The organism is Poriferisphaera corsica, from assembly GCF_007747445.1.
GTDB classification, from domain to species: Bacteria; Planctomycetota; Phycisphaerae; order Phycisphaerales; family Phycisphaeraceae; genus Poriferisphaera; species Poriferisphaera corsica.
The window spans coordinates 4,069,847-4,092,271 of record NZ_CP036425.1 but is presented as its reverse complement, the minus strand read 5'-3'; the positions used below and the strand labels follow the sequence as shown (position 1 = coordinate 4,092,271).

The 22,425-nt window shown below is 50.3% G+C and carries 12 protein-coding genes, 2 tRNA genes and 1 pseudogene; 7 read left to right on the top strand and 8 right to left on the bottom strand.

The features are described 5' to 3' along the window. The first annotated feature begins 360 nt into the window (after positions 1 to 360). The 4 genes and pseudogenes from KS4_RS16610 to KS4_RS18190 all read left to right on the top strand — a co-directional run. Entirely contained in the window at positions 361 to 3,705 is a 3,345-nt protein-coding gene (locus KS4_RS16610; RefSeq protein ID WP_200761380.1) for an autotransporter outer membrane beta-barrel domain-containing protein, read from the top strand. A gap of 393 nt (positions 3,706 to 4,098) precedes the next feature. Beyond that, entirely contained in the window at positions 4,099 to 4,449 is a 351-nt protein-coding gene (locus tag KS4_RS16605) for a hypothetical protein (RefSeq protein ID WP_145080839.1), read from the top strand. 1,107 nt (positions 4,450 to 5,556) lie between these two features. After that, on the top strand, positions 5,557 to 7,077 hold the full coding sequence (locus KS4_RS16600; RefSeq protein WP_145080835.1) for a hypothetical protein: 1,521 nt from the start codon (positions 5,557 to 5,559) through the stop codon (positions 7,075 to 7,077). A 424-nt stretch (positions 7,078 to 7,501) separates the two neighbouring features. Further along, positions 7,502 to 8,695, top strand: a pseudogene (locus KS4_RS18190) (tyrosine-type recombinase/integrase); the annotation flags it as partial. A gap of 399 nt (positions 8,696 to 9,094) precedes the next feature. Here KS4_RS18190 and KS4_RS16590 read toward each other — a convergent pair. Further along, a tRNA-Ser gene (locus KS4_RS16590) sits at positions 9,095 to 9,184 on the bottom strand. 737 nt (positions 9,185 to 9,921) lie between these two features. Here KS4_RS16590 and KS4_RS16585 point away from each other — a divergent pair. Further along, the gene (locus KS4_RS16585) at positions 9,922 to 12,561 is read left to right on the top strand and encodes a hypothetical protein (RefSeq protein ID WP_145080832.1); all 2,640 of its coding nucleotides are present in this window, start codon (positions 9,922 to 9,924) and stop codon (positions 12,559 to 12,561) included. On the opposite strand, the gene KS4_RS16580 is transcribed toward KS4_RS16585, so the two are convergent. The 6 genes from KS4_RS16580 to KS4_RS16555 form a co-directional block, all read right to left on the bottom strand. Further along, positions 12,543 to 13,904: an N-succinylarginine dihydrolase gene (locus tag KS4_RS16580; protein ID WP_145080829.1), complete on the bottom strand. Its 1,362-nt coding sequence runs from the start codon at positions 13,902 to 13,904 to the stop codon at positions 12,543 to 12,545. The genes KS4_RS16585 and KS4_RS16580 overlap by 19 nt on opposite strands. A 14-nt stretch (positions 13,905 to 13,918) precedes the next feature. Next, positions 13,919 to 15,007, bottom strand: a complete 1,089-nt coding sequence (locus tag KS4_RS16575; protein ID WP_145080827.1) for an arginine N-succinyltransferase — start codon at positions 15,005 to 15,007, stop codon at positions 13,919 to 13,921. Positions 15,008 to 15,212: 205 nt separating this feature from the next. After that, positions 15,213 to 16,622 carry an aminotransferase class III-fold pyridoxal phosphate-dependent enzyme gene (locus tag KS4_RS16570; protein WP_145080824.1) on the bottom strand — a complete coding sequence of 470 codons (1,410 nt, stop codon included), beginning with the start codon at positions 16,620 to 16,622 and terminating at the stop codon, positions 15,213 to 15,215. Between the two features lie 215 nt (positions 16,623 to 16,837). Then, positions 16,838 to 18,058 (bottom strand): hydrolase, encoded by a 1,221-nt coding sequence (locus KS4_RS16565; protein WP_145080821.1) that lies wholly within the window; start codon positions 18,056 to 18,058, stop codon positions 16,838 to 16,840. 613 nt (positions 18,059 to 18,671) lie between these two features. After that, on the bottom strand, positions 18,672 to 20,156 hold the full coding sequence (gene wbaP / locus KS4_RS16560) for an undecaprenyl-phosphate galactose phosphotransferase WbaP (protein WP_145080818.1): 1,485 nt from the start codon (positions 20,154 to 20,156) through the stop codon (positions 18,672 to 18,674). Positions 20,157 to 20,449: 293 nt separating this feature from the next. Next, positions 20,450 to 20,522, bottom strand: a tRNA-Met gene (locus KS4_RS16555). A 266-nt stretch (positions 20,523 to 20,788) separates the two neighbouring features. Between KS4_RS16555 and KS4_RS16550 the strand changes: the two genes are divergently transcribed. Both KS4_RS16550 and KS4_RS16545 read left to right on the top strand, forming a co-directional pair. Further along, positions 20,789 to 21,118 carry a hypothetical protein gene (locus tag KS4_RS16550; protein WP_145080816.1) on the top strand — a complete coding sequence of 110 codons (330 nt, stop codon included), beginning with the start codon at positions 20,789 to 20,791 and terminating at the stop codon, positions 21,116 to 21,118. Continuing rightward, the gene (locus KS4_RS16545) at positions 21,030 to 21,989 is read left to right on the top strand and encodes a site-specific tyrosine recombinase (protein ID WP_145080814.1); all 960 of its coding nucleotides are present in this window, start codon (positions 21,030 to 21,032) and stop codon (positions 21,987 to 21,989) included. Before KS4_RS16550 ends, KS4_RS16545 begins: the two co-directional genes overlap by 89 nt. Before the next feature lie 20 nt (positions 21,990 to 22,009). Here the strand turns inward: KS4_RS16545 and KS4_RS16540 are convergent, their stop codons facing one another. Further along, entirely contained in the window at positions 22,010 to 22,408 is a 399-nt protein-coding gene (locus KS4_RS16540; protein WP_145080811.1) for a hypothetical protein, read from the bottom strand. Between the last annotated feature and the right edge of the window lie 17 nt (positions 22,409 to 22,425).

Here is a 22,425-nt window from a genome sequence, read left to right as displayed (position 1 = left end):
GAATTTCAGGAAATGATGGGTTTCTGATCAGCATCATCATACAGGCCAACTCTACCATACTGTAATAGCATTGATTCTATTTCAACACATCATTGTCATCAGCAACTCACGTTTTCCCATCAATGCAATTCATATTTTTTACAAGCGATCGAACTATATTATTGTTTAAGTTACCGAATTTCAGCTATAGCCATAAGTTTATGCTTATGTGATAAGTCTGTAACAATAAGGTATATTACTAGGATCAGATAGCAAGCCTGTGTCTGTACTTGCATCTCTACTATGTTCATGCCAATGCCTTTGATTTGTTAGTTGGACATCAATGCAATTGGTTCAAATTTCTATTGCATGGAATCATTGATGACGAATTCACCTGTGACCTTTAAAACATCGTACCTTCTTGCTGCTTTTTGCAGCATGTCCCTCACCGCCCCCGCTTTTGCCGGTTTTGTTGCCACAGCCCCCCTTGATATTGAGTATCAAATAGGTTCCGGCACCGAACCCTATGACATTAACGTTGGTGGCGGAGCTTACACCGTCGATATCGGTGCAGATATCGTCGGCGCAGGTCCAAACGGCAGCCATCTGGTCGACCTCACCAACCCAGCGATTAGTGACTGGCTCAAAACTGACCAGCCTACCACCGTCAACTTCGACGGCAAGGTTGCCATCAACGCCATAAAGCCAGGTTTTTATGCCATATATACTACCAGCACAGACGATCTGAATCTCAACTTCTCCGACACCGCCTTGCTACAGGTTGACTCGACTGGGGCTCATACCTATGCAATCTTCTCAAGCCAAGGCAACGTAAACCTCAACGATTTTGCCGGTGACCTTACCGTCAACTCCGGTGATTCATCAGGCCAATCTTTCGCCAACGGCATCTATGCACAGAACGACATCATTGCCGACTCCATCACCACCGATAGCAGCATCAATGTTTCCGGCACCGGTACCAATGTTTACGGAATTCGTTCAGACAGCGGTAATATCGATATCACGAATGCTTTTGCAGGCGATATTACTGTCGACGCCGGTGCAAATGGATCAAACGAATCCTACGCTTACGGCCTCTATGCAAATGGCGATATCAACATCGGTTCCGTCTCCAGCGACAGCCACATTGACATCACCGGCACCGGCAATTTTGTCTTCGGTATGGTGTCAGGAGGTAACATCAGCATCGCCAACCCCTTTGCCGGCGACATCACCGTCAACGCCGGTGATTCATCAGGCCAATCCTTCGCCAACGGCCTCTATACAACACTCAATATCAACCTTGATTCCGTCACCAGTGACAGCCAGATCGTCGTCACAGGAACTGGCAACTCCGTATATGGGTTTAATGCGCTGCTTGGCGATATTAATATCACCAATGATTTCGCTGGCGACCTTATCGTGAATGCGGGGCAAAATGGGTCAGGTGAATCTGCCGCTTACGGCCTCTACGCATGGAACGACATCAGCATCGGTTCTGTTAATAGCGGGAGTCAAATCCTTGTCACTGGTACTGGCCACGGGGTCTATGGTCTTTATGCAAGCAATGGTCATATCGATATCACGAATGCTTTTGCAGGCGATATTACTGTCGACGCCGGTGCAAATGGATCAAACGAATCCTTCGCTTACGGCCTCTATGCAAATGGCGATATCAACATCGGCTCCGTCGCTAGCGACAGCCATATCGACGTCACAGGAACTGGCAGTGATGTCTATGGCCTCTACTCAAACAGTGGTAACATCAATATCATTGGCAACTTTGCGGGCACCATCGCCGCTCAAGGTACTGACAACGTTTACGGCATCTTTGCCCCATCGCTCAGCATTCAGAACATCACCGGCACCATCTCCGCTACCGCCACCGACATAGATGGCCACGCCGCCGCCATTACCACCGAAAGCTGGGATGGCTCCGCTTGGTCTGGTAGTGCAGCTTCCGACGATACTGTTACCCTCTCATCCGGTGCCAACATCATCGGCGACATCAGACTCGGTGATAACGATAACACTGCCGGCCCCGGCGATCTTCCCACCGATGACACGCTCACCCTCCAAGGTGCCGGCACCTTCAATCACAACCTCTACGGCATCGAAACCCTCGTTATTCAGCAAGACATCGGCACCACCTCGGCCACAGATGAAGTTTGGACCCTCAACCTCCTCGATGCCGCCGATGATGGCAGTCAACAACTTAACACCTTGACTACCATCGACATTCAGCATGGCCTTCTCGCTACCAACGGCAACCTCCAAACCGAAAACCTCAATGTCGAAACTGGTGGTGGTCTCTTCTTCAACCTCCATTCTGCTGACGGCACAACTGATACGATCAATGCTGGCAATGTAACCTTCGCCGAAGGCGCAATCATTAGAACGCAACTTGATGGTGTGCTGATTGAGGACACCACCTTTACCCTGGTTACGACAGACACCGGCATCACCATTGACAGCTCCGGAGACGTCGCAGATCTCATCAATGTCCTCGATACAGCACTCATTGACTACAAAGGCAAACTCTCTCTCGACGGCAATAACCTTCTTATTGAAGCTTCAACATTTGCCGATCTTCAGGAATTTGCCAACGGCACAGCATTTAACGCTGCAACTTCACTACAAAATGCCCTCGACCAGCTCGCTGACGGCGACGACCTCGAGGACATCCTCGACCAGTTTCAGGACATGACTGAAGATGAGCTTCGCGAAGAACTTAACAAGATCGGGCCTCAGTCATCGCTCACTACTGCCAATGCCACGACCAGTGCAGCGATAAGCGTTGTCGGTAAATTCACCGGCCGATCCAGTGGTCTCGCCAATGCCGCCACTAAAGCAGACAGTGATACTTACGCCCTGCTGCTGTCTGGCCCGTCATTACGCGATCAGGATGGCTACGAAGTATGGACATCGGCCTTCGGTAGCTATACCGATCAGGATGATCAAGACAATATCCTCGGCTACCGCTCCACCGCCGTCGGTTCCCTCGTCGGCATTGACCGTCAAAGTGAAAATGCACTCATCGGGTTCGCTCTCGGTTATGCTAATGCCGACGTAGATACACACAATTCAAACAGCTCAACCAAGCTAGATGCACTTACCGCAGGTCTTTATTTTGCCTATCAACCATCAAAATTCAAGTATGAAGCCGGTTCTATTTACACACTCGGCATGTCAGATTATGAACGTGAAACAGCGCTCAACCGAACCGCAGAAGCTAACGATGTCCTCTCACATTCATTCACCAATTATATTGGCACAAGCTATCAAATGAATTTCAATGATGGTCGAATCTCATTTACGCCTAACGCTCAATTAGCTTATACCTACTTCACGCAAGAGTCCTACTCCGAATCGAATGCGGGTAGCTTGGGTTTAGATGTGGATTCATTCAGCAGCGATATTGTTACAGCAACCGTGGGGGCAAAAGCTGAATATCAATATAATGATCAACTCACCTTCAATGGCCTATTGCTCTATAAATATGACTTCACAAACGATGCACCAACAGTCGAGTCAACCTTCCAAGCATTCGGCTCAACACCATTCCAAACGACTGGCATCGAAGCTGATAAAGTCGCAATCGAATTCGGTGCAGGCTTCGATTATCAAATAAGCGATAAACTCAAAGCATCCCTCGATTACTCATATGAACATCGTAGCAGCCTGAAGACACAGAACCTCACTGTAGGTTTAAACTTGCTTTTCTAAGCTATAGATCGAGTTGGGTTAATGAAAATAAAATGGCCAAAGCTGCAAAATGCTTTGGCCATTATCTATTGCTCAATATCATTCTTCACACATATCTATGTTTATGCCATAATATGTATTGGAGCCACGAATGGCGGCTACGCGGTATTTCCCCGCACGCATGCTCATTCATGGCTGCCGACAACTGAAAAAGTAAGTTCTGCGTAGAACTTGCTGCGTTTACAGAGAAACTACCACTTTTCTAACACGTGAACGCGCAAGAATCACGCACCCGGATAGGGTGCTGTCTTGTCGTGTTTCACGTGTGGGCTGTGGTAGGCCTCTCTGTAAGACACACAAACAGCACCCCTTTTTTATGCGCCTGCTTGTGCGATAGGCCGGAGGTTCACAGCCATGTTACACCTCGTTTTCTGTCCGAACTGTGGCGAGAATGTCAAGATTCATTGCGACAACGTCCCAAACCCTTTTCAGCAAATCCACGCCGACCAAATCACCCGTATTCTTAATGCCCCTCCAGCCAAGCCAGCTTCTTCTTCACTGTCACCCGCAACCATCTCTCACCTCAAGCTTCTTTTTCTTCTCGACATGATCGGTGACGATCTGCCCGACCTCGATAACTTGCCCGAACTGCCTACGCACACAGCAAACTTCATCGACCGCGCAGGTGAAGCAGAGATCAAGCATATTCTGTTTCAAGCAGTAGGCCGATGGGATACGCTCAAAGAACTAATTCCGCCAAACTGACATTACGCTGCCTGTAGTCAAAAAAACTTACTCGATGTTTCCATTCTCAGGGGGTGTCGTGTGATAACTTGTATTTATCAATGAAGAAAGGGACGTACTTACAACGGCAACCTTAAGGAGCTAAGACGAATTTTCATGCGATGTTTCCATGTTATGCGGCTGCGTTTGATAGGCTATATCTAAATCAGTGGGAAAAGGGCATGATTTATGAGCCCTAGCAGCTAAGGGGTTGAATCCGTTTGAAACGGGCAATGCGGAGCAATAGCAATATAGATTGTGAAAAAAAATCTGAAGTCGACTAAAAAGTTGTCCATTGTGAGCGGGCTAATGTCATAACCTATACACAATGATTGAGGAAGAGTGCAAGAGCATGTAGCAAATTGCACCAGCATTCAAGAGGCAAGGATAAAACAAAATTTAGAAAACACGTGAGCAACCCATACGGTATGGGCTGGGAAGGTTTTCTAATAGTTATTTGAAAGGAGACAGGTGTATGTCTAACGGTGTGAGCGGATTGGGATGTTATGGTCGGTTACTAAATCAAAAGGAAGTTGTAGAGATGGCTAAGAAATTAATTGATTTTTTAATTTCATGTGGTCAATTGTTTTTGTGTGTTAGCAAGATCGTAAATCATTTTTGTCCATAAAGATGAAAGGCAAATTCGTTGGATTCAAGAGGAACTGAAAAGTGGTTGGAAATGGGCGCACCCAATTTGAGGCAATGGGGGCAAATGCCAGAATCCAAACAATGGCAGGGCTATAGGTAGCAATCGTGCTAAGGTCGAATCGGACGGGGGCGGAATGAGGGGGGGGACGGGATTGCAGTTAAAGGCGATGACTGCAATCCCTTTTTAAAAAGTAAAAAACAACATAAATCAATGAAGAATCAATTTTCAAAGCAGGTTAAAGGTGGCATAAACATGTAGGCAGGTGCAAAAACAGGAGAGAATAAAACGATGGACAACTATCAAATGCTAATCAGTGTAAGCGTTTTGTGGGGCAAGCATACAAACTCAATCAATTTATGAATCAAAATTAGCTGAACCAACAACTCATTAACTACGCAGTCAGTCAGCAAACAAACAAGCAGGATCAATCACACGATCACTTGAATGAAGTTGATCCGCGTTACATTATTCGTCCCAACCAAATCATTCAAAAAAATATTGCAGCCTTCACAATCCCCATCATCACCACACAGGAAGGCGAACCCATCGGGCAATGGCAGCTATACCAGCAGTTTCCCGATGGATCGCGTGAAGTCTCCAAGCTCGATACAACCCTGCAAACCCCAGCAGGAACAACCTATTACTTCCATCCCTTCCCATCGCCCCCAGCCATAGCAAAATCATCTGGCTGGTCAGCCAAGGCACGCAAGCAATGGCTGGAAGCAGGCACGCAAAACGACCCCACCGAAACATTCAATACCGTACACAATCTAATCACGCGCTATATCGACTTTAATCACGATCAGGCTGAAGGCATCGTGAACACGCTTACGCTCTGGATCATGCATACCCACATTTATGGTGCATGGGAAGCAACGCCGTACCTGCATATCAATGGCCCCGCCGGTTCGGGTAAATCGCGTGTATTTGAAGTGTTAAACAGGCTTGTCTATCGTCCCATGAACGTATCCAACACAACACCCGCCCCATTATTCAGACAGTTAGACGAGCAAGGCGGCACGTTACTGCTTGATGAAGCCGAACGCATGCAAGAGCGAACCCCCGAAGTAAGCGAACTTCGCTCAATCCTGCTAGCAGGCTACAAGAAAGACGGCAAGGCCGCACGCTGCGAAGGTGATAACCACGCTTCACGCGAGTTTAACGTCTACAGCCCCAAAGCACTTGCATGTATTGAAGGCCTGCCACACGCGCTATCCACGCGATGTATCCGAATCATGATGTTTCGAGCGGGCAAAGATTCGCAATGCTATAAGCGCCGCATAGATGAGCAAGCCAAACATTGGCAACAGGCACGCGACAAGCTACATACATTAACACTTGAGCAAGGCGTTGTATGGTTGCAGCTAGCAAAACGCACCGATGTATGCCCCAATCTGCATGGCCGAGATTACGAGCTATGGCAACCACTACTATCACTTGCCAGCTTCTTTGAATCGCAAGGCGTAGCGGATTTACACGCCGGCGTGCTTGATTTTGCCTATTACAACCACGAGCAAGGCAAACAAGACAAAGCTACCGACATTGATGCAACGCTATTGCGTATTGCTGCACGAATGATCCTTACGCAGACAATCGCGCCAACCGCACAGGAAATCATCAATTGCGCAAGGCTTGATGAAGCAGAAACATTCGATCGCATCACACCACGCAAAACCGCATCCATTCTCAAGGCGTATGGTCTCACCACTCAGAAATCCAACGGCAAACGTATTTACAACAATATCTCACGCAAAGATTTCCAGCGCATCCAGCAAAACTATGGTCTTGACCTTGATTTACCCAAGCAAGAAACGCAGCAACAAACCATTACGCAGCAAGATTTGGATTTGCTACAAGTAACGCCAAATACCGAGTACATACCTGCATTAGAAACGTGCCCTACCGTCCCTTCCGTCCTAGCCCGTGAAGCGATAGGGCATGAAGGGTACGTAGGGTACTAAGCCAGTAAAGCTAGCAGCTACGTAATTTGCTTGTTCCCATGTTATGAATCGGGAATTACGTAGCTTGCTGGCATACGGCAAGGCCGACTGAAGCACAAGTAATTTACTGCGTAGCACGCAGAAAAAGAATAAACGCTCATCATGAGTATGAAAAAAACAGTAAACAAAACCAAATGAGTTTTCAGGCTATAAAGTAAAAAACAAGGAAACAGAAAACTGTTAAGTAACACGCTTCAAAGAAACACGGAAGCACTGAGTAAATACGAAACAACTTACAGCATATTTACTCAGCAACGAATAACGCAGTACTGGAATTGCAATAACCCAAATAAGCAATTTACTGCATCGTTACATAGAAACAAGAAAACGGTTGTCTGATAAAAAATACGCATTCCGGCGTAAATAAAGAGGATTGAGTAAAGCAATGGCAATTTTTAAGAAAACAAGAAAGAATAAGGCGGGGCAAATTGTTGAATCCGCAAATTACTATATTCGTTTCACGAACCACGAAGGCGTAAATTGCAGGTGGGCAGCATTTAGTGATAAGAAACGATCCGAGGATTTACTACGTAAATTAGAAATGCTGGTGCAATACCGCATCACAAATTTACCTCCCAATGCTGAATTGCAAGATTGGCTCGAATGCTTGCCGCTCAAGTTACGCAAGAAACTTGCCAAAGAAAATTTACTTGGCAGGCAATACATTGCAGCAAGCGAATCGCTCATGCAGCACATCAAGGATTACAAGCAACATTTGATTGCCAAGAACACACGCGGCAACTACGCCGAGCAAACATACAACCGCTTAAAACGAATCATTGAAGGCTGCGACTTCTTCACGTATCAACAAATCACTCCCTCAACGATTGAAAATTTCTTATATAAACTCAGGCAACCAGCCCGCGAAGTAACAACCGATGCAGAAGGCAACCAGTCAATCAAAACCATCAAAGGCATCACAACACGCACCAGCAATTTTTACATGCAGGCCATGCAGCAATTTTGCCGCTGGGTGATCCGCGAGGGCAGAGCCACAAGCTCACCCGTTGAACACCTTAGCAAACTCAATCCGGACATAGACGCAACCCCACGCCGAGCCATGACAACGGATGAACTCGGCAAGCTGTTTAAGTGGTTAGATAATCAATCCAAACACAAACAATCCAAAATGCAGCCCGCAGAACGTAAGCTGCTGTATCTGGTCGCCATGTATACCGGCTTGCGCTCAAGCGAACTCGCCAGCCTCACACGCTCATCATTCGATCTGACAAGCAATCCGCCCACCGTATGCATCCATGCCAAAACTTCCAAGCGAGGTAAGCACGACCGCATTCAATTACACCCCGATTTGATCGAACCACTACGGAGACATATCGCCACGTTGTTACCCGATGAACCCGTGTTCAATATGCCGAGTAAGTCGAATGTAGCCAAACGCTTCCGCAAAGATTTTGAAGGCGCAGGGATCGTATACGAAAACGAAAAAGGCGAAGTTCTCAACTTCCATTGCCTACGCCACACCTATATCACTTTGCTGAGTTCTTCCAACGTGAACCCTAAAGTTGCACAGGAAATGGCCCGCCACTGCAACATCAAGCTCACCCTCGACCACTACACACACTTGCAAGACGGGCAAGTACAAGAAGCTCTAACCCAAATCCCAAGCATGAGCGATATGGGTGTGTCTGCGCCTATGAAAGTGAATGCAGAGGATGTGATTAAGCATTTGGCAAAACGGGAAGTTGAACAGGTTGATAATGAGCCGATGTGGATTGAGGAATATATGGGCGGGGATGATGAGCCAGAGCCGGATGGGACGGGGGGAGGTTGTGGGGGTGGATTGGATGAAAATGAGGAGCAGAGTGGTGCGCCGTATGGTGCGCTTCTCGGCCAATCTGGTGCATTTTTGTGCAATCAAATGCAATTTAAAGGAGAAAACTTGCGGAATGAAAGTGGGCAAAACTTCCGGGAGCGCAAAACAAAACCCCTTGTAAAACAAGGGGTTAAGAGAATTAAGCGGAGAGGGCGGGATTCGAACCCGCGGTACGAGGAGAACCCGTACGACGATTTAGCAAACCGTTGCCTTCAGCCACTCGGCCACCTCTCCGTGAACCTGCAATAAAGCGCAGACTCTTGTAGAAGAACGAATTGTATCAGTATCGGAGGGGATCTCAAGGTTGCTGTCGATGGCTGCTAAGTGGTGAGATCTATGGGTTCATTTGATGGATTGATTGTGCGCAAAGTTTGTGTGCGCACGAATAATATTGGATATAAATCCAATCCATTGAAAGATTTATGAGCTATGGTGGGGTTGAGTTGCAGGGTTGAGAAAATGAGTGATTTTCCACGGTTTTTGCAGAAAAAGAACGAAAAATCCTAAACTCTATTCGGTTTTGAGTAGAGAATGGACAGAAATCTTGCTGTGCGCGCGGTTGAGGCTCACAAAGTGTGCGCACGAAGGTAAGTTGAGGTCGGCGAAATCGATCGCTAGAAGTATGATGAGTGTGTAGGGTGATGTGGTCTAGAGCGTTTTTCGTAGTTGCTTTCCGTGTTGACTAGTTGGTCGTTACGTATTGATTGAATGCTTATCGAAGTGAATCTGCTGTTGATGGTGTTTCTGTTTATACGGCAAGTATTCATGCAATCTGCTCTAGAACAGTTTGCGTGAATACCCATTGATCTTGCCAATGCATGACGGCAGTGAAGGATCGGTTAAATACCTTCGTTTCATGTGACCGACCCAATGCTCAACCTGTGAATGGTCACACAAAATGCTCTTTATAGAATGGGGATGCTCGGTTGAGAGGTCATGAATATTTGACGATGAGAGGATGCCAGGCTGAGATGAAAAAGCTGCTGAAGGTGACTGCTGTTTTGGGGGGTGTGGTGATGCTGAATGTTGCGGGTTGCGGCGGCGAAGAACGCGATGTGCGCGAAGAGGCTGAGGCTATTCGGCGAACGGTTCAACAGATTGGGATTGATGCCGATGAAGATGTGTTGGGTATGCATCCGACGAATTTGTGGAAGATGAGGTATCGCGACAGGCAGATTGATTTGGTTGAGCGGATGGAGGCGGGGGAGGGGCGCGTGAGGGTGGCGATTGATGGCCGAGTTGAAGGTGATGCGGGTTGGGAGGGTGTTGTGTGGCGAGAGGGATTTTGGGTTTATCAAGAGGATGTGAGAGTTGATGAGAAACGGGTCGAGATGCAGAAGCAGGGGGCTGATGAAGATGTGTGGGCGGGGACTAAGTACAAGATAGGCTTTGATGAGGAATATGTATATGTGGGTGTGAGATGTGATGAGCCGAATGTTGAGGGAATTCGGGCGAGTAAGGACGTGCGCGATGGGGAGATTAATGTTGATGATTGTGTTGAATTAATGTTGGGGAAGCCGGGGAGTTGGGGGGAGTATTTTCATTTTATTGTGAATAGCAAGGGGGTTGTGTTTGATGATTCACGGACACAGGGCGGGTATATGGGGAATAAAGCGTGGGATTGTATTGGTTTGGAGGTCGCGAGTGAGGTGGGTGAGGATTGGTGGGGGGTGGAGATGGCCATACCGATTTCGAGTTTGGGAATTAATGAGTCGGATATTGAGCGGCAAGATCAGTGGCAGGGAGTTTGGAAATTGAATGTGGCGCGAGAGCGTTACGCGGGTGGTGCGTGGGAGGTAAGTAGTTCGAGTCAGTTGAAAAGGTTTTTAGAGCCACGTCAGTATTCGTTGATTGGTTTTCGTGGATTGGATTTAAAGGCGTATTGGTGTGGGTTTGAGGAGGAGCCGGAGGCGCGGCGCTGGGTTAAGAAAGAATGGTTGATCAATAAGGTTGGGGCACGGAATCAAGTCAGAGTGGGGATGAGGCTTGATGAGGGAAGGGATGATCGGCAGTATGTGGTGTATGGCCGTTTGTTGCGTGAGCGTGAGGGAAGTAATGGGGGAACGCAGGCGGGTGAGTGGGTGAGGTTGGATTACGAGGATGGTGAATGGGCGGGCTGGTTTGATTTGAAAGAAGGTGAGGTGGGGCGACGGGTCGAGATTGAGATCAGGTGTGAGGCGGGGGATGGTGATGACAGATTAAGTGATCGGGTTGTCAGGCGAACCTTTGTGAACGTTAAGGGTGGGCGGGGCGCGTTTGCGATACAGACGAAAGATGTGCTTTATCCGGATGATTTTGGCACGCAATTGGATTGGGAAGTTAAGAATCACGTTTGGGGGATTGAAGATGATAGGAATTTTGAATTTGCGTTTGAGCTCAGTGATGCGGCTGGTGAAGAGGTGAAGGCGAAGTGGTTTAAGGATGATGGGGCATGGCGATATTTGTATTTATTTGCGGATGGAGATGAGAAGTGGCAAGAGCGGGTGATTGAGGGGCGATTGCTGTATAAAGGTCGTGAGGTTGCGATGGAGCAGCGGCGGGTGAGATGGTTGGATGGGGAGAGGTCATTGGTACGGATGCGCGGGCGACAGTTGGAGGTTGATGGCGAACGTTTTTACCCGTTTGGTTGGTACAGTGTTCCGGAGGCGGATTGGGAAGAAGCGAAGGAGACAGGTTGTAATACGTTGATGGATTATGAGATCGCGATGGATGATTTGGGGGAGCAGAAGCGAAAGCTGGACAAGCTGGCGGGATTGGGGATGAAGGTTGTGATTTATGTGTATCCGGATCGTGAGATGGTGAGTGAGTCGGCTTTGCAGCGCGCGCTTAGTCAAGAGGAAGAACGCGGGATTAGAGAGCTGGTTGCGCGGTTGAGAGATCATGAAGCGTTATTGGCTTGGTATATCGCAGATGAGCCGGAGTTGAAATCCGCACGGGTGGATCGACTGAGAAAGGTTCGAGAAATAGTGCGTGAGGAGGATCCATACCATCCATCGATTTTGGTTAATAATACTGCGGCGGGTTTGCGTGAGTATGGCGCGTGTGCGGATATTTTGATGCCTGACCCGTATCCATTTTTCTTGAAGAATGGAGGGAGTCGATTTGGGATTGGTGTGGTGAATGAGATGATTGGGTTAGCGTGGCAGGAGAAGCGTAGTTCGAGTGTGTGGGCGCGGGAGGAAGGCGTTTGGGTTGTGCCGCAGGGGTTTAGTATGGCGGACTTTGGTAACACGGATAATCGTGAGCCGGAGTATTGGGAGATGCGGAATATGTTCTATCAGTCGATTAGTCGTGGTGCGGCGGGTCAGCTGTGGTGGGCGTGGCGGTATGGGAAAAAATATGAAGGTGTGAAATTAGGGATGTATGAATTGGGTCGGGAATTTGAGAAGTTGCGGCCGATTTTGGAGGGAAAGGGTATTGCGACGAAGTTTTGGGGGAATATGTCGGCGGTTGGTTGTCAGTATATGCAAGGCAATCGTGTGCTGTTAGAGGTACGGGTGAATTTGAATAAGAAGGAGCAGGTGATTGATCGCGAATTGTACGAGCCGCTGGAAACGAAGGTTTGGTTTGATGAGGCATGGCTGAAAGATAATCAGCTAATCGATAGATAGAGCGCGTTGTAGATGTGGGTTATCGCGTTTAGTGCGGAAGTGAGCAGGGAAGGGTCGGCGAGGTCGTCAGGTGAGAGGGTTTCGGGGTAGTGATCGGTGATGATATTGGTGAGGGTTTGGTAGAGTGCGGGTGTGAGGATTGCGGGGGTGTGTAGATGATTGAATTGATGATCGGAGAGAGGGACGCGGAGACGTAGACATGCGGGGCCGCCGCCGTTTTGCATGGATTGACGGACGTCGAGATAGTGAGCGGAAGATAGTATTTTGTCATCAAGCAGTTGGTTGACAAGGGCGTGGGCGGTGGTTGTTTGCTTGACTTCCTGAGGGGCGATGAGGATTTGCGAATGGGGAGCAGATTTAGGTGAGATAAGCTGTGAATTGAAGAAGTAAGAAGCGATGGCATCGTTGAGGGGGAGCAGCTCCTCGGATATTTGTAACATATGCAGCGGTTGGTTAGAGAGGTTTTGGTAAGCGTTTGTGATGGTTTGGTTGATGTCGGGGTTGAAATAGGCGGCTTCATGGTAGAGGAAGAGATTGCGGTTGCCGGTGGCGATGACGTCGTTGTGAAAAACGCCCGCATTGACGGCTTTCGGGTTCTGTTGGATGAAGAGGGTTCGTTCGGGGGTGAGGTGATGCTGGCGTGCGACAGCGTGGGAGGCTTCGAGAGATTGCCTGTCAGTTCCTTCAGAAATTGTTAGTTTGGAGGTGCCAGTTTGGGTGTGGTGAGGATTGGTTGTTGTGTTGTATGTGAAGAGGTGCAGGCCGGGCGAGGTATAATCAGCGCATAGACGGGTGTGATTGGCGGCGCCCTCGTCGGATAAGGCTGGACAGGAAGGAAGAGGCGGGTAGTGATGGAAATGGTCGGGGTTAAAGAAGATTTGTTTGAGGATGCGTGCAGTGTGTGCTGTTTCTAGTGAGCGATGGAAGTTGGAGGTGAGGTTGGCTGGGGTGAAATATGCGCGTTGGTCGGTGGTATCGGGGGATGGGGTGACGGTGGCGGCGTTGGCAGTCCACATGGCGGAGGCAGAATAGATTGCGGCCAGCAGATGGGGGGAAGATTTGTGAGCTTCGGTGATGATTTGTTTATCTGTGCCGAGGAAACCGAGGGTGCGAAGGATATCTGTTCGGGGGCGCGGTTGGGGGGGGCAGACAATGATCGGGATGCCAAGGTCGAGAAGGAATTTTGCTTTATTGAGGGCTTGAAGTGCGGCGGTTTTGGGGTGAGAGGTGAGGTCTTTGTTAGATTGCGATGCGACATTTCCAGGGGATAGGCCGGCGTAATTGTGGGTGGGGCCGATGAGCCCTTCGAGTGAGGCTTCGATGATAGGATGGGAGTTTGACATAGTGCGTTGGGTGGTTAGATCGTTGGCGGATGGGCGTCTAACAGGAGATTAGACGGGGCTGGATAGATGGGTGCTAATCGGACGGTGTCGCCGATGTCGATATTAAGGGCTTGTGCGGTTTCGAGGGGTATGCGGATGCCGCGTTTTCCTTTGATGATTTGGGCTTGAGTGAGTGTGGCGATGAAGGTAGGTGTGAATGTGGCGATGATGAGTGTGTTGTTTTTGCGGGGCGAGTCGGGTTGATCGAGATGTCGGCCGAGGAGTTCGGGGGAAGAAACGGGGGCGATGTCTTTGATGGTGAAATGTGCGGATTCACGAACAGTGCGAATCGTATCACGCGAGGCTTGCATGGAGGGGCCGGCGTCGAAGATGTCGACGAGGTCGATGAAGCGGAAACCTTCGGAGAGGAGCATTTTTTGAGCGGGCAGGGCTTGAGGGTGAGGTTTTGCAATGACATTACGGGCGGTTTGAGGAAGAAGCGGAATGTAGATGGGGTAGATGGGCATGAGGTCAGCGATGAATTGTTTGTCGATGGCGGAGAGTCGGTCTGCGGAGACGAAGTCGGTTTTGAAAAAGTGCTTGCCGATGGCATCCCAGAATGGAGAGTGGCCGTGTGCGTCGGAGAAGCCACGGATTTCGGCAACGATGTTGTGGTTGAAATGCGAGGGTGATTCAGCGATGTAGAGGAAGCGTGAAAGGGAAGCGAGGCGGCCGAGACCGATGCGTGAGTTGCGGTGTTGTTGGAGGATCATGAGTGAGCCGAGTTCGGTGGGGCCTTTGAATTGGGGGTAGAGATGGAGTGTGCGAACGGCGTGGTTGACGCCCAGTGTTTCGGATTTACGGAATGCTGTTTCGATGCGGAATGAGTAGAAGGGTTTTTTGGGTTTGCCAGCGCTGGGTTTGATGGCGGATGTGCCTATGACGGTGTTTGAGGAGAGATCTTCGAGAACAAAGAGGAGGTTCTTACCGTGGATGGATGCTTCGATGCGTTCGTGGATGTAGGATTTTTGCGGGAGGAGTGAGGTGAAGCCATAGCCAGCTTGAGAAGCGAGTTTGAGGACTGCTTCGCCATCATTTTTGGTGATCGGTCGGATGATGTGCATATAGGAATGGTATCGGTTTATTGTGTTGTGATAAGGGTAAAAGAAGCGTTTTGGGGTACGTGGAGCCGGTTGTGAGGGTTTAAAATCGATAGGCGAGGTTATATAAGGGAGAATACTGAGGGGGCCGGAAAATGATGTGGAAAAGGGTATGAAAAAGGACGCTCATAACGAGCGTCCTTTTGATAGGTTTATTTCTAATCGAAGATTAGTCCATTTTTGAGAGTGCGTTGTCGAGGAGATCGATGGCGAGGTTGATGTGTGATTCGTCTATCGCAGGGATAGGTGGGAGCATACGGAGACGCCATGTTGGGTTGCCGCCTGCGAGGAAGCAGAGCAGGCCGTCGTTGTAGAGGTTCATCATGAGTTGTTTGGCTTTGTCGAGTGAGCCGTCGTAAGGGGTGAAGGCGATCATGGCGCCGAGGCCGAATGGGCCGGCGATTTTGCCGGGGTGTTTGTCGGCGAGGGCTTGGAGCTTGTCACGCATGAGGTTTGAGAGGGTCATGATTTTGCCGGAGTCACCGAAGAGGTCGCCGTTGAGGAATTCATCGGCGATGCGGATGCCTGCGCGGATTTGAGCGCCGGATGAGGTGAATGTTTGGGAGAGGAGGCCGGGCTTGGGTTTGTATTGTTCGGTGAAGAAGGTGGCGCAGACTTGTGAGAGTTTGCCGATGTTGACGATGTCGATGTATTTGTCGAGGTTGTAGTGTTGGAATGCGAATGGTTTGGTGGTTCGGCCAAAGGTTTGGATCTCGTCTGCGAAGACGGCGATGTTGTTTTCCTTGCAGATTTCCATGAGTTGGACGTGGAAATCGCGCGAGGCGAGGTTGTAGCCACCTTCACCTTGGATGATTTCGAATTTCATGAGCGCGTAGCGATCGGGGTAGCGTTTGAGGTGACGTTTGAGCGTTTTGACGGCGAGGGCGGTTGAGCCTTCGGGGTCGGTTTCATCAAAGTACGGAACGTAGTCGACGTTGAGGGTGGTGGGGAGGCCGACACGGTAGGCGGCTTTATCGGTGACGGAGGACATGGCGATGGTTCGGCCGCAGAAGTTGTGCTCGAATGCGAGGATCCGGCTTGCGGGATGGTTTTTTTGTAGTGCGAGTTTGAATGCGTTGTCGTTGGCCATGGAGCCGGATGAGGTCATGAAGCAATGTTGGAGGTTTGATTCGGGGTTGAGTTTCGCGAGCTGCATGAGCAGGTCGAGGAGTGTGCGGGTGTCGAGGTTTTGCTGAAGGTTGCCCTGCATGATGGTGTCTTGGAGGGCGGCGTCGACGGAGGTGTCGACGAGGTCTGGGTGGTTGTGGCCATAGAAATGGACACCGATGCCGGTGATGAAGTCGAGTTTGACGGAGCCGTCCCCGAGCTCGACGAATGGGCCGTTGCCAAGGCCTGAGCCGAGGTATGGGAAGAAGAGGCCACCGCCGCGGAGTGCTGCGGTGTGCTCAAGGGCTTGCTCATATGGGATTTTGAGTTCTTCGACGGGTGGGCGGACGTTGTTCAGGGGCGCGGCATGGTCGGCGAGCGCTTCGTGTAGAAGTGCTTTGGCTTGGGTGACGCGCGGGTCGAGCATAAGTTTGTTGGCTGCAGTCGCGGGTTTGTTAGCGGTATTTGTCATGGTGGTGTCCTCTAGAGCGTCTTGCGTAAATATTTTCCGTGTTGACTAGTTGGTCGTTACGTATTGAATGCTTATTAACGTGAACCTACTGTCGATGATGCTTCTGCTTATACGGCAAATAATGATGCAAACTGCTCTAATGAATCGTCATACACAAGCGTGGGACGGTTATTATGTTTGTTGATGGGGGTGAGGGAAAGCGTACGGGGAGGGTTTTATTGAGGGCATGGGAGCTGCTGGGAGGCGTAGGCGGCGAGGATTGCGGCGGAGAGTTTTGCGCGTTGGGGGAGTGTGTTGATGAGTACAAATTCTTTGGTGTTGTGCATGTGGTTGCCGGTGGGGCCGAGTGTGTCGATGACGGGTGTTCCGACGGCGGCGATTTTGTTGCCATCGCAGACGCCGCCGGAGGATTGATATTGTACGTCGATGTTTAGTTGTTTGGCGAGCGTTTGGATGTCGTGCATCATTTGTGCAAGGGCTGTGGTTTGTTGTTTGGGCGGGTTGTAGAAGGAGCCGTGTAGTGTTGCGGAGAAGCCGGGGGTTTGGTTGATTTGCTCGATGAGATGGTCGATTTGGGCGGTGAGCTGGTTTTGGGTTTCGAGTTCGTGGATGCGTGCATTGAATTTGAGTACGGCTTTGTCGGGGACGACGTTGACGGGGCCGCCGCCGTGGATGTAACCGATGTTTAGGGTTGTTTCGTTTTGGGGGTTGATGAGCGTTTCGAGTTGTGTGGCGAGTTTTGCGGCTTGGGAGAGTGCGTTTTGGCCTGCAAAGAAGTCGCGTCCGGCGTGTGCGGCCTGGCCGTGGATGACGACGGAGAAATTGCCGGAACCTTTTCGTGTGGAGACGAGGTGGCCGTTGGGCAGTGAGGGTTCGTAGACGAGTGCGAAGTCTGCTTGTTTTGCGTGTTGATGGATGTGATCGACGGAGCCGAGCGAGCCGACTTCTTCATCGGTGTTGAAGAGGATGGTGTAGCCGAGGTTTTGGGCGTGGGGGGATTGCTCGAAGGCTTGGAGTGCGGTGAGCATGGTGATGATGCCGCCTTTGGCGTCGAGGACGCCGGGGCCGTTGAGGGTGTTGTCGTCGATCCATGTGAGTGACTGGAAGGGGTGGTCTGCGGGGTAGACGGTGTCGAGGTGGATCATGAGTAGCGCTTGGATGGGCGCGTTGGGCCGTTTAGTGAATTTGAGGATGGGGGCAACGGGTGTTTGTGTGAAGTTGCCATCTGAGTCGATATTGGGGATGGGTTTTGGTGCGAGCGTTGAGGCTTCGAGTTCGAGTGGTGCGGCGAATTGTGTGACGAGTTCAGCGACAGCGTTGATGCCGGGGATGTTGTAGGTGTGGGAATTGATTTCAGCGAGAGCGCAGAGTTGTTGCACCATGCTTTGTTGTTGGCTGTCGATCCATTGAGCTGTGTTTGATTCGAGGGCGTTCATGATGATTCACTTTGATGGTACAGAGCTGCAGCCGAGAAATGCGTTGGCGAGCATGGATACGAAACTATATTCAAGAATAACTGAGAAAGTACAAAGAATGCATGATAGCGAGGGGAATCAGGGGAGACAAAGGTGTTTAGAGCGTTTTGTGTGGTTATTCGTGTGTTGAGCAGCAGGTCGATCGCATAAGGCGAAGGTATTTCACCAATCCTTGGCTGCTGTAATTTACTGGCAAGGTCTATGGGTATTCATGCAAACTGCTCTCGTAGGCAATTTGCAATAAATTGTAGGGTTTTTTAGGGGTGCGAAATTCGTACGAATAGACTAATCGATGATTAGGAGATGAAGGTGGGGGATTGGAGTGCTCATGAAGATACGGGTGCGGTGCTGTTTGTTGCAGGCGATTGGGCGTTGGTTGTATGACACCCCGCCACCAGCGGTGGCGGGCTTGGTGAGGAAGGTGTTGTGGCGTGCTGCAGGTCAGGGGCGGAGTTGGAAGTTGTGTGATGCGAACAGGGATAAGGGCGGAGTTGATGAAGAGGATGATTGTGGTGCGCTGCAGGTCAGGGGCGGAGTTGGAAGTTGTGTGATACGAACAGGGGGGGGAGGGGATTTAGTAGGCGCCTTTGCCAAAGAGGACGGTGGGTATGGTTTTGATGAGGATGTGGAGGTCGAGCCAGATAGACCAGTTGCGGACGTAGTAGAGATCGAGTTGAACGCGTTCGGGATATGTGAGCGTGTTTCGGCCGTGGGTTTGCCACATGCCGGTGATGCCGGGTCGGACGAGCGTGTAGGTGTCGAAGTCGGCTTGATAGCGTTTGACGTCTTTGGGAAAGATAGGGCGGGGGCCGACGATGGCCATGTCGCTGAGGATGACGTTGATGAGTTGGGGGAGTTCATCGAGGGAGGTTTTGCGTAGGAAGCGGCCGATGCGTGTGATGCGGGGGTCGTGTTGGAGTTTGTGGGTACGGTTCCATTCGATGCGTTTACTGGGGTTGAGGTTGAGGTACTCTTCGAGTCGGTGGTGTGAGTCGGTTTGCATGGTACGAAATTTGATCATTTGGAAGGGGAGGCCGTGCTTACCGATGCGGGTTTGGAAGAAGAAGATGGGGCCTTTGGAGTCGAGCTTGATGAGGATGCAGATGAGAGAAAAGATGGGGAAGAGGATGGGTGTGATGATGAGGATGAGGATGGTTTCGAGGATGTTTTTGGTGAGTCTTTTTGCGGGATTGATGAGGTGGTGACGGATTTTGAGTGAGAGTTGGCCATCGATGTCGGTGGTAGTGACCCAGAGTGAGGCGTGGTGTTGGATGGCGGGGAGAAGGATTGTGGAACGGAAATTTTGTGAGGTAATGTTGAGGATTTTTTCGTATTGATCGGAGTCAAAATCGGCGAATGCGATGACGGCGGTGGCGCGGCGGAGGAGTTTGGGGTTGTTGATGGCAGGGCTTAGATCTGTGATGACGGGGATGGTTTGAAAGATGGATCGTGCGGAGAAGGAGTAGGGGGATCGCATGATGGCGATGGGCTTGAGGCCGATTTCTGGGCGATGGATGAGTGAGCGAAGGAGGGTTCTTGCGGTGGTGCCTGAGCCGATGATGACGGCGGGGGAGCCCCAAAATGGGCGATGGGAGAAGATGGAGCGAGTCATGGCGCGAGCGAAGGGGACGAGAATGATGGCAAACATCCATGAAAGAAGGAGCATGGCGCGAGAATAGGTTGGACCTTCTTTGAGGAGGAAAGTGAGAGCAGCGAGTGTGAGTGCGAAAAGTGAGATGGTGAGGGTGATGGTGCGGAGTTCGCGGGCAGGGGTGAGGGGGATGCCGGGATAGAGGCGGGCGAGGGCGAAAGCGGGGATGCAGAGCGTGATGATGGGGACGATGGGGAGATAGCTAGGGATGGAGACGCCGTTTTGGAAGGGGGTGCGGATGATGAGGGCGAGAATGGCGGCAAAGAGGAGCGCGAAAGCGTCGGTGAGAATGAGGATGAGTATGGTTAACCTAGGGCTAGCGGATGAGGAAAGGGTGAGGGCTGGATTGTGTTGCGGGGGAGGAAGGGTAAATGATTTGTTTTCAAGTGTTTGAGTCGTTTCCGACATTTGATTGGTTCTCTGGCTGGGAGAAGGGGTGGCGCAGCGATAACGTGGCGAAAGGTGTGTGGTGAGTACGAGCGGAACTAAAATATTTGTGCAGCGAAAGAGAAGGTAAAAATGGATCGCTGCTGAGCCTGCGTAACGGATATGAATCAAATAATGGCAGGTTGTGTGGATTGTATCTGAATGAAGGGGGCAGGTAGATACATGATTTGCCGAGGTTTGATTGGTGTGAATGTGTAGTTTTGGGTGAAAAAGGGCATAAAAAAACGCTGCTCGCAAGCAGCGTGATTTTGTAATGGCGACGACAGGACTTGAACCTGTGACCTAGGGCTTATGAATCCCCCGCTCTACCGACTGAGCTACGTCGCCGTATGGGGCCGTCCGAGGACGGATTTGGTTGAGATATTGTAAAGGACTTTGCGAGTGGATCAACTCGGAGGGGATGATGGTGGGTGTGATTCTTGCTTATCCACGGTATTTTGGTGAGAGGTGTGGATAACTGGAGTTGTGATAGGGGGATAGGAAAGTGATGTGGTGTGAGGTGGGGAGTAAGAAAGTCGGGTTGCGAATAATTTAGGTTATAGGAGGGTGATGGCCGATAAATTCCCATGGTTTGATATAGGCAGAATGGAGTCATGCCAAGATCCAAGGAAGAATCATCACAGTGCCCGTTTATCAACGCGAAAGACTCGCGGTGTGCATCACGGTTTAATCTCGCGCATCTGAGCGAGGCTTTCCATATTTGTCTGAACAACCCGATGACGTGCCCGACGTATCAAAAAATGACGGCGGAGCAGAGTCGTAAGGAGAAGGCGGTAGTTGAAGTCCGCACCCAATCCATCACGATACAAGGCAAGGCATGCGGCGAGTACCGTGATGCCCGGTTTGGTGGGGGACGGGTCGGCTGTATGTCAGGCAGCGGTTATGGCGGTGGATACGGTTCCCTTCGAGCAACCGGTTCGTGAATTTCTTGAATATTGTCGATTAGAGTGTGGTTTTGCGCAGGCGACGCTGATGGCGTACGGCGCGGATTTGTATGATCTGCAGAATTGGCTGCTTGATCGGGGTATTGGTACGTGGGCGAAGCTGACTTTGGAGATGATTGCGGAGCATTTGGCGTGGTTGCATGAGAAGCAACGGTTGGTGGATACGTCTATTGCGCGGCATGTTGCGACGATACGGGTGTTTAGTCGATTTATGTCGGTGCGTGGATATGTTGAAGTTGATCCAGCTGAGAAAATGGTTCAGCCGAAGGTTTGGCGAAGGTTGCCGAATGTGCTGGGGCAGGAGCAGATTGAGGCATTACTTTCGGCGCCGAATCGGGAGGACGTGCTGGGTGTGAGGGACGTGGCGTTGATGGAGCTGTTGTATGCGTCGGGTTTGCGCGCGAGTGAGTTGTCGAATATGAAAGAGCGCGATCTGCATTGGGATATGGGTGCGGCGAGGGTATTGGGTAAAGGGAACAAAGAGCGGGTCGTGCCGATTGGGGATGCGGCGATGCGTGCGCTGGGTGAGTATGTGATGGAGGCGAGGCCGAAGTTGTTGGGTGGCAAGAAGCATCAACGGCATGTGTTTTTGTCACGAACAGGGTTGCCGATTACGCGGGTCGTGGTTTGGCAGATAATCAAGCGTCATGCGAAGGCGGCGGGGTTGGCTGATGTGCATCCGCATACGTTACGGCATTCATGTGCGACGCATCTGCTTGCAGGTGGGGCAGATTTACGTGTGGTGCAGGAAGTGCTCGGGCATTCGAATATTGCGACTACGGAGTTGTATACGCATGTGGATCGGTCGCGGTTAAAAGAGGTGGTGACACGGTTTCATCCGCGGGCATAATCTAATTTGTGAATAGATTGTTATTGACGTCGGTCGTCTGTGCCAGGTGAGCTTTCGTGTTCACCTTCGACTTTTTCTGCTTCCTCTTCTCTGAGCAACTCTTCTTCCTGTCGCTTAATGGGATCTTCAGTTTCTTCAATTTCCATATCGGTTCGATACATATCTTCGTAGCCGAGCGGCATGTCGGGGCGTGCACGGAAGGAGTTGTTGAAGACTTGATATTCGATGGCGAGGCCTGGCATACTATCGTATTCGTAGCGATAAAAACCACGGCGTTGCGCTTCACGGATTTCAGCGATTCTTTGTTCAGCGTCTGCATACTCTTCTTGAGTTGGTTGATTCGAGGCACAGCCGAAAGCGAACGCGGATGTAACGAGCGTGGTGATTGAGAGTAATAGTTTTTGTTTTGAGCGCATCATAACGATTCTCCAAGCCA

What these genes read in the sequence shown, in the direction of transcription:
- wbaP (WP_145080818.1), bottom strand. Translation starts at nt 20,156, where the DNA reads ATGTCGGAAACGACTCAAACACTTGAAAACAAATCATTTACCCTTCCT.
- KS4_RS16570 (WP_145080824.1), bottom strand. Translation starts at nt 16,622, where the DNA reads ATGACAAATACCGCTAACAAACCCGCGACTGCAGCCAACAAACTTATG.
- KS4_RS16565 (WP_145080821.1), bottom strand. Translation starts at nt 18,058, where the DNA reads ATGAACGCCCTCGAATCAAACACAGCTCAATGGATCGACAGCCAACAA.
- KS4_RS16540 (WP_145080811.1), bottom strand. Translation starts at nt 22,408, where the DNA reads ATGATGCGCTCAAAACAAAAACTATTACTCTCAATCACCACGCTCGTT.
- KS4_RS16550 (WP_145080816.1), top strand. Translation starts at nt 20,789, where the DNA reads ATGCCAAGATCCAAGGAAGAATCATCACAGTGCCCGTTTATCAACGCG.
- KS4_RS16575 (WP_145080827.1), bottom strand. Translation starts at nt 15,007, where the DNA reads ATGCACATCATCCGACCGATCACCAAAAATGATGGCGAAGCAGTCCTC.
- KS4_RS16580 (WP_145080829.1), bottom strand. Translation starts at nt 13,904, where the DNA reads ATGTCAAACTCCCATCCTATCATCGAAGCCTCACTCGAAGGGCTCATC.
- KS4_RS16585 (WP_145080832.1), top strand. Translation starts at nt 9,922, where the DNA reads ATGAAAAAGCTGCTGAAGGTGACTGCTGTTTTGGGGGGTGTGGTGATG.
- KS4_RS16545 (WP_145080814.1), top strand. Translation starts at nt 21,030, where the DNA reads ATGCCCGGTTTGGTGGGGGACGGGTCGGCTGTATGTCAGGCAGCGGTT.
- KS4_RS16605 (WP_145080839.1), top strand. Translation starts at nt 4,099, where the DNA reads ATGTTACACCTCGTTTTCTGTCCGAACTGTGGCGAGAATGTCAAGATT.
- KS4_RS16610 (WP_200761380.1), top strand. Translation starts at nt 361, where the DNA reads ATGACGAATTCACCTGTGACCTTTAAAACATCGTACCTTCTTGCTGCT.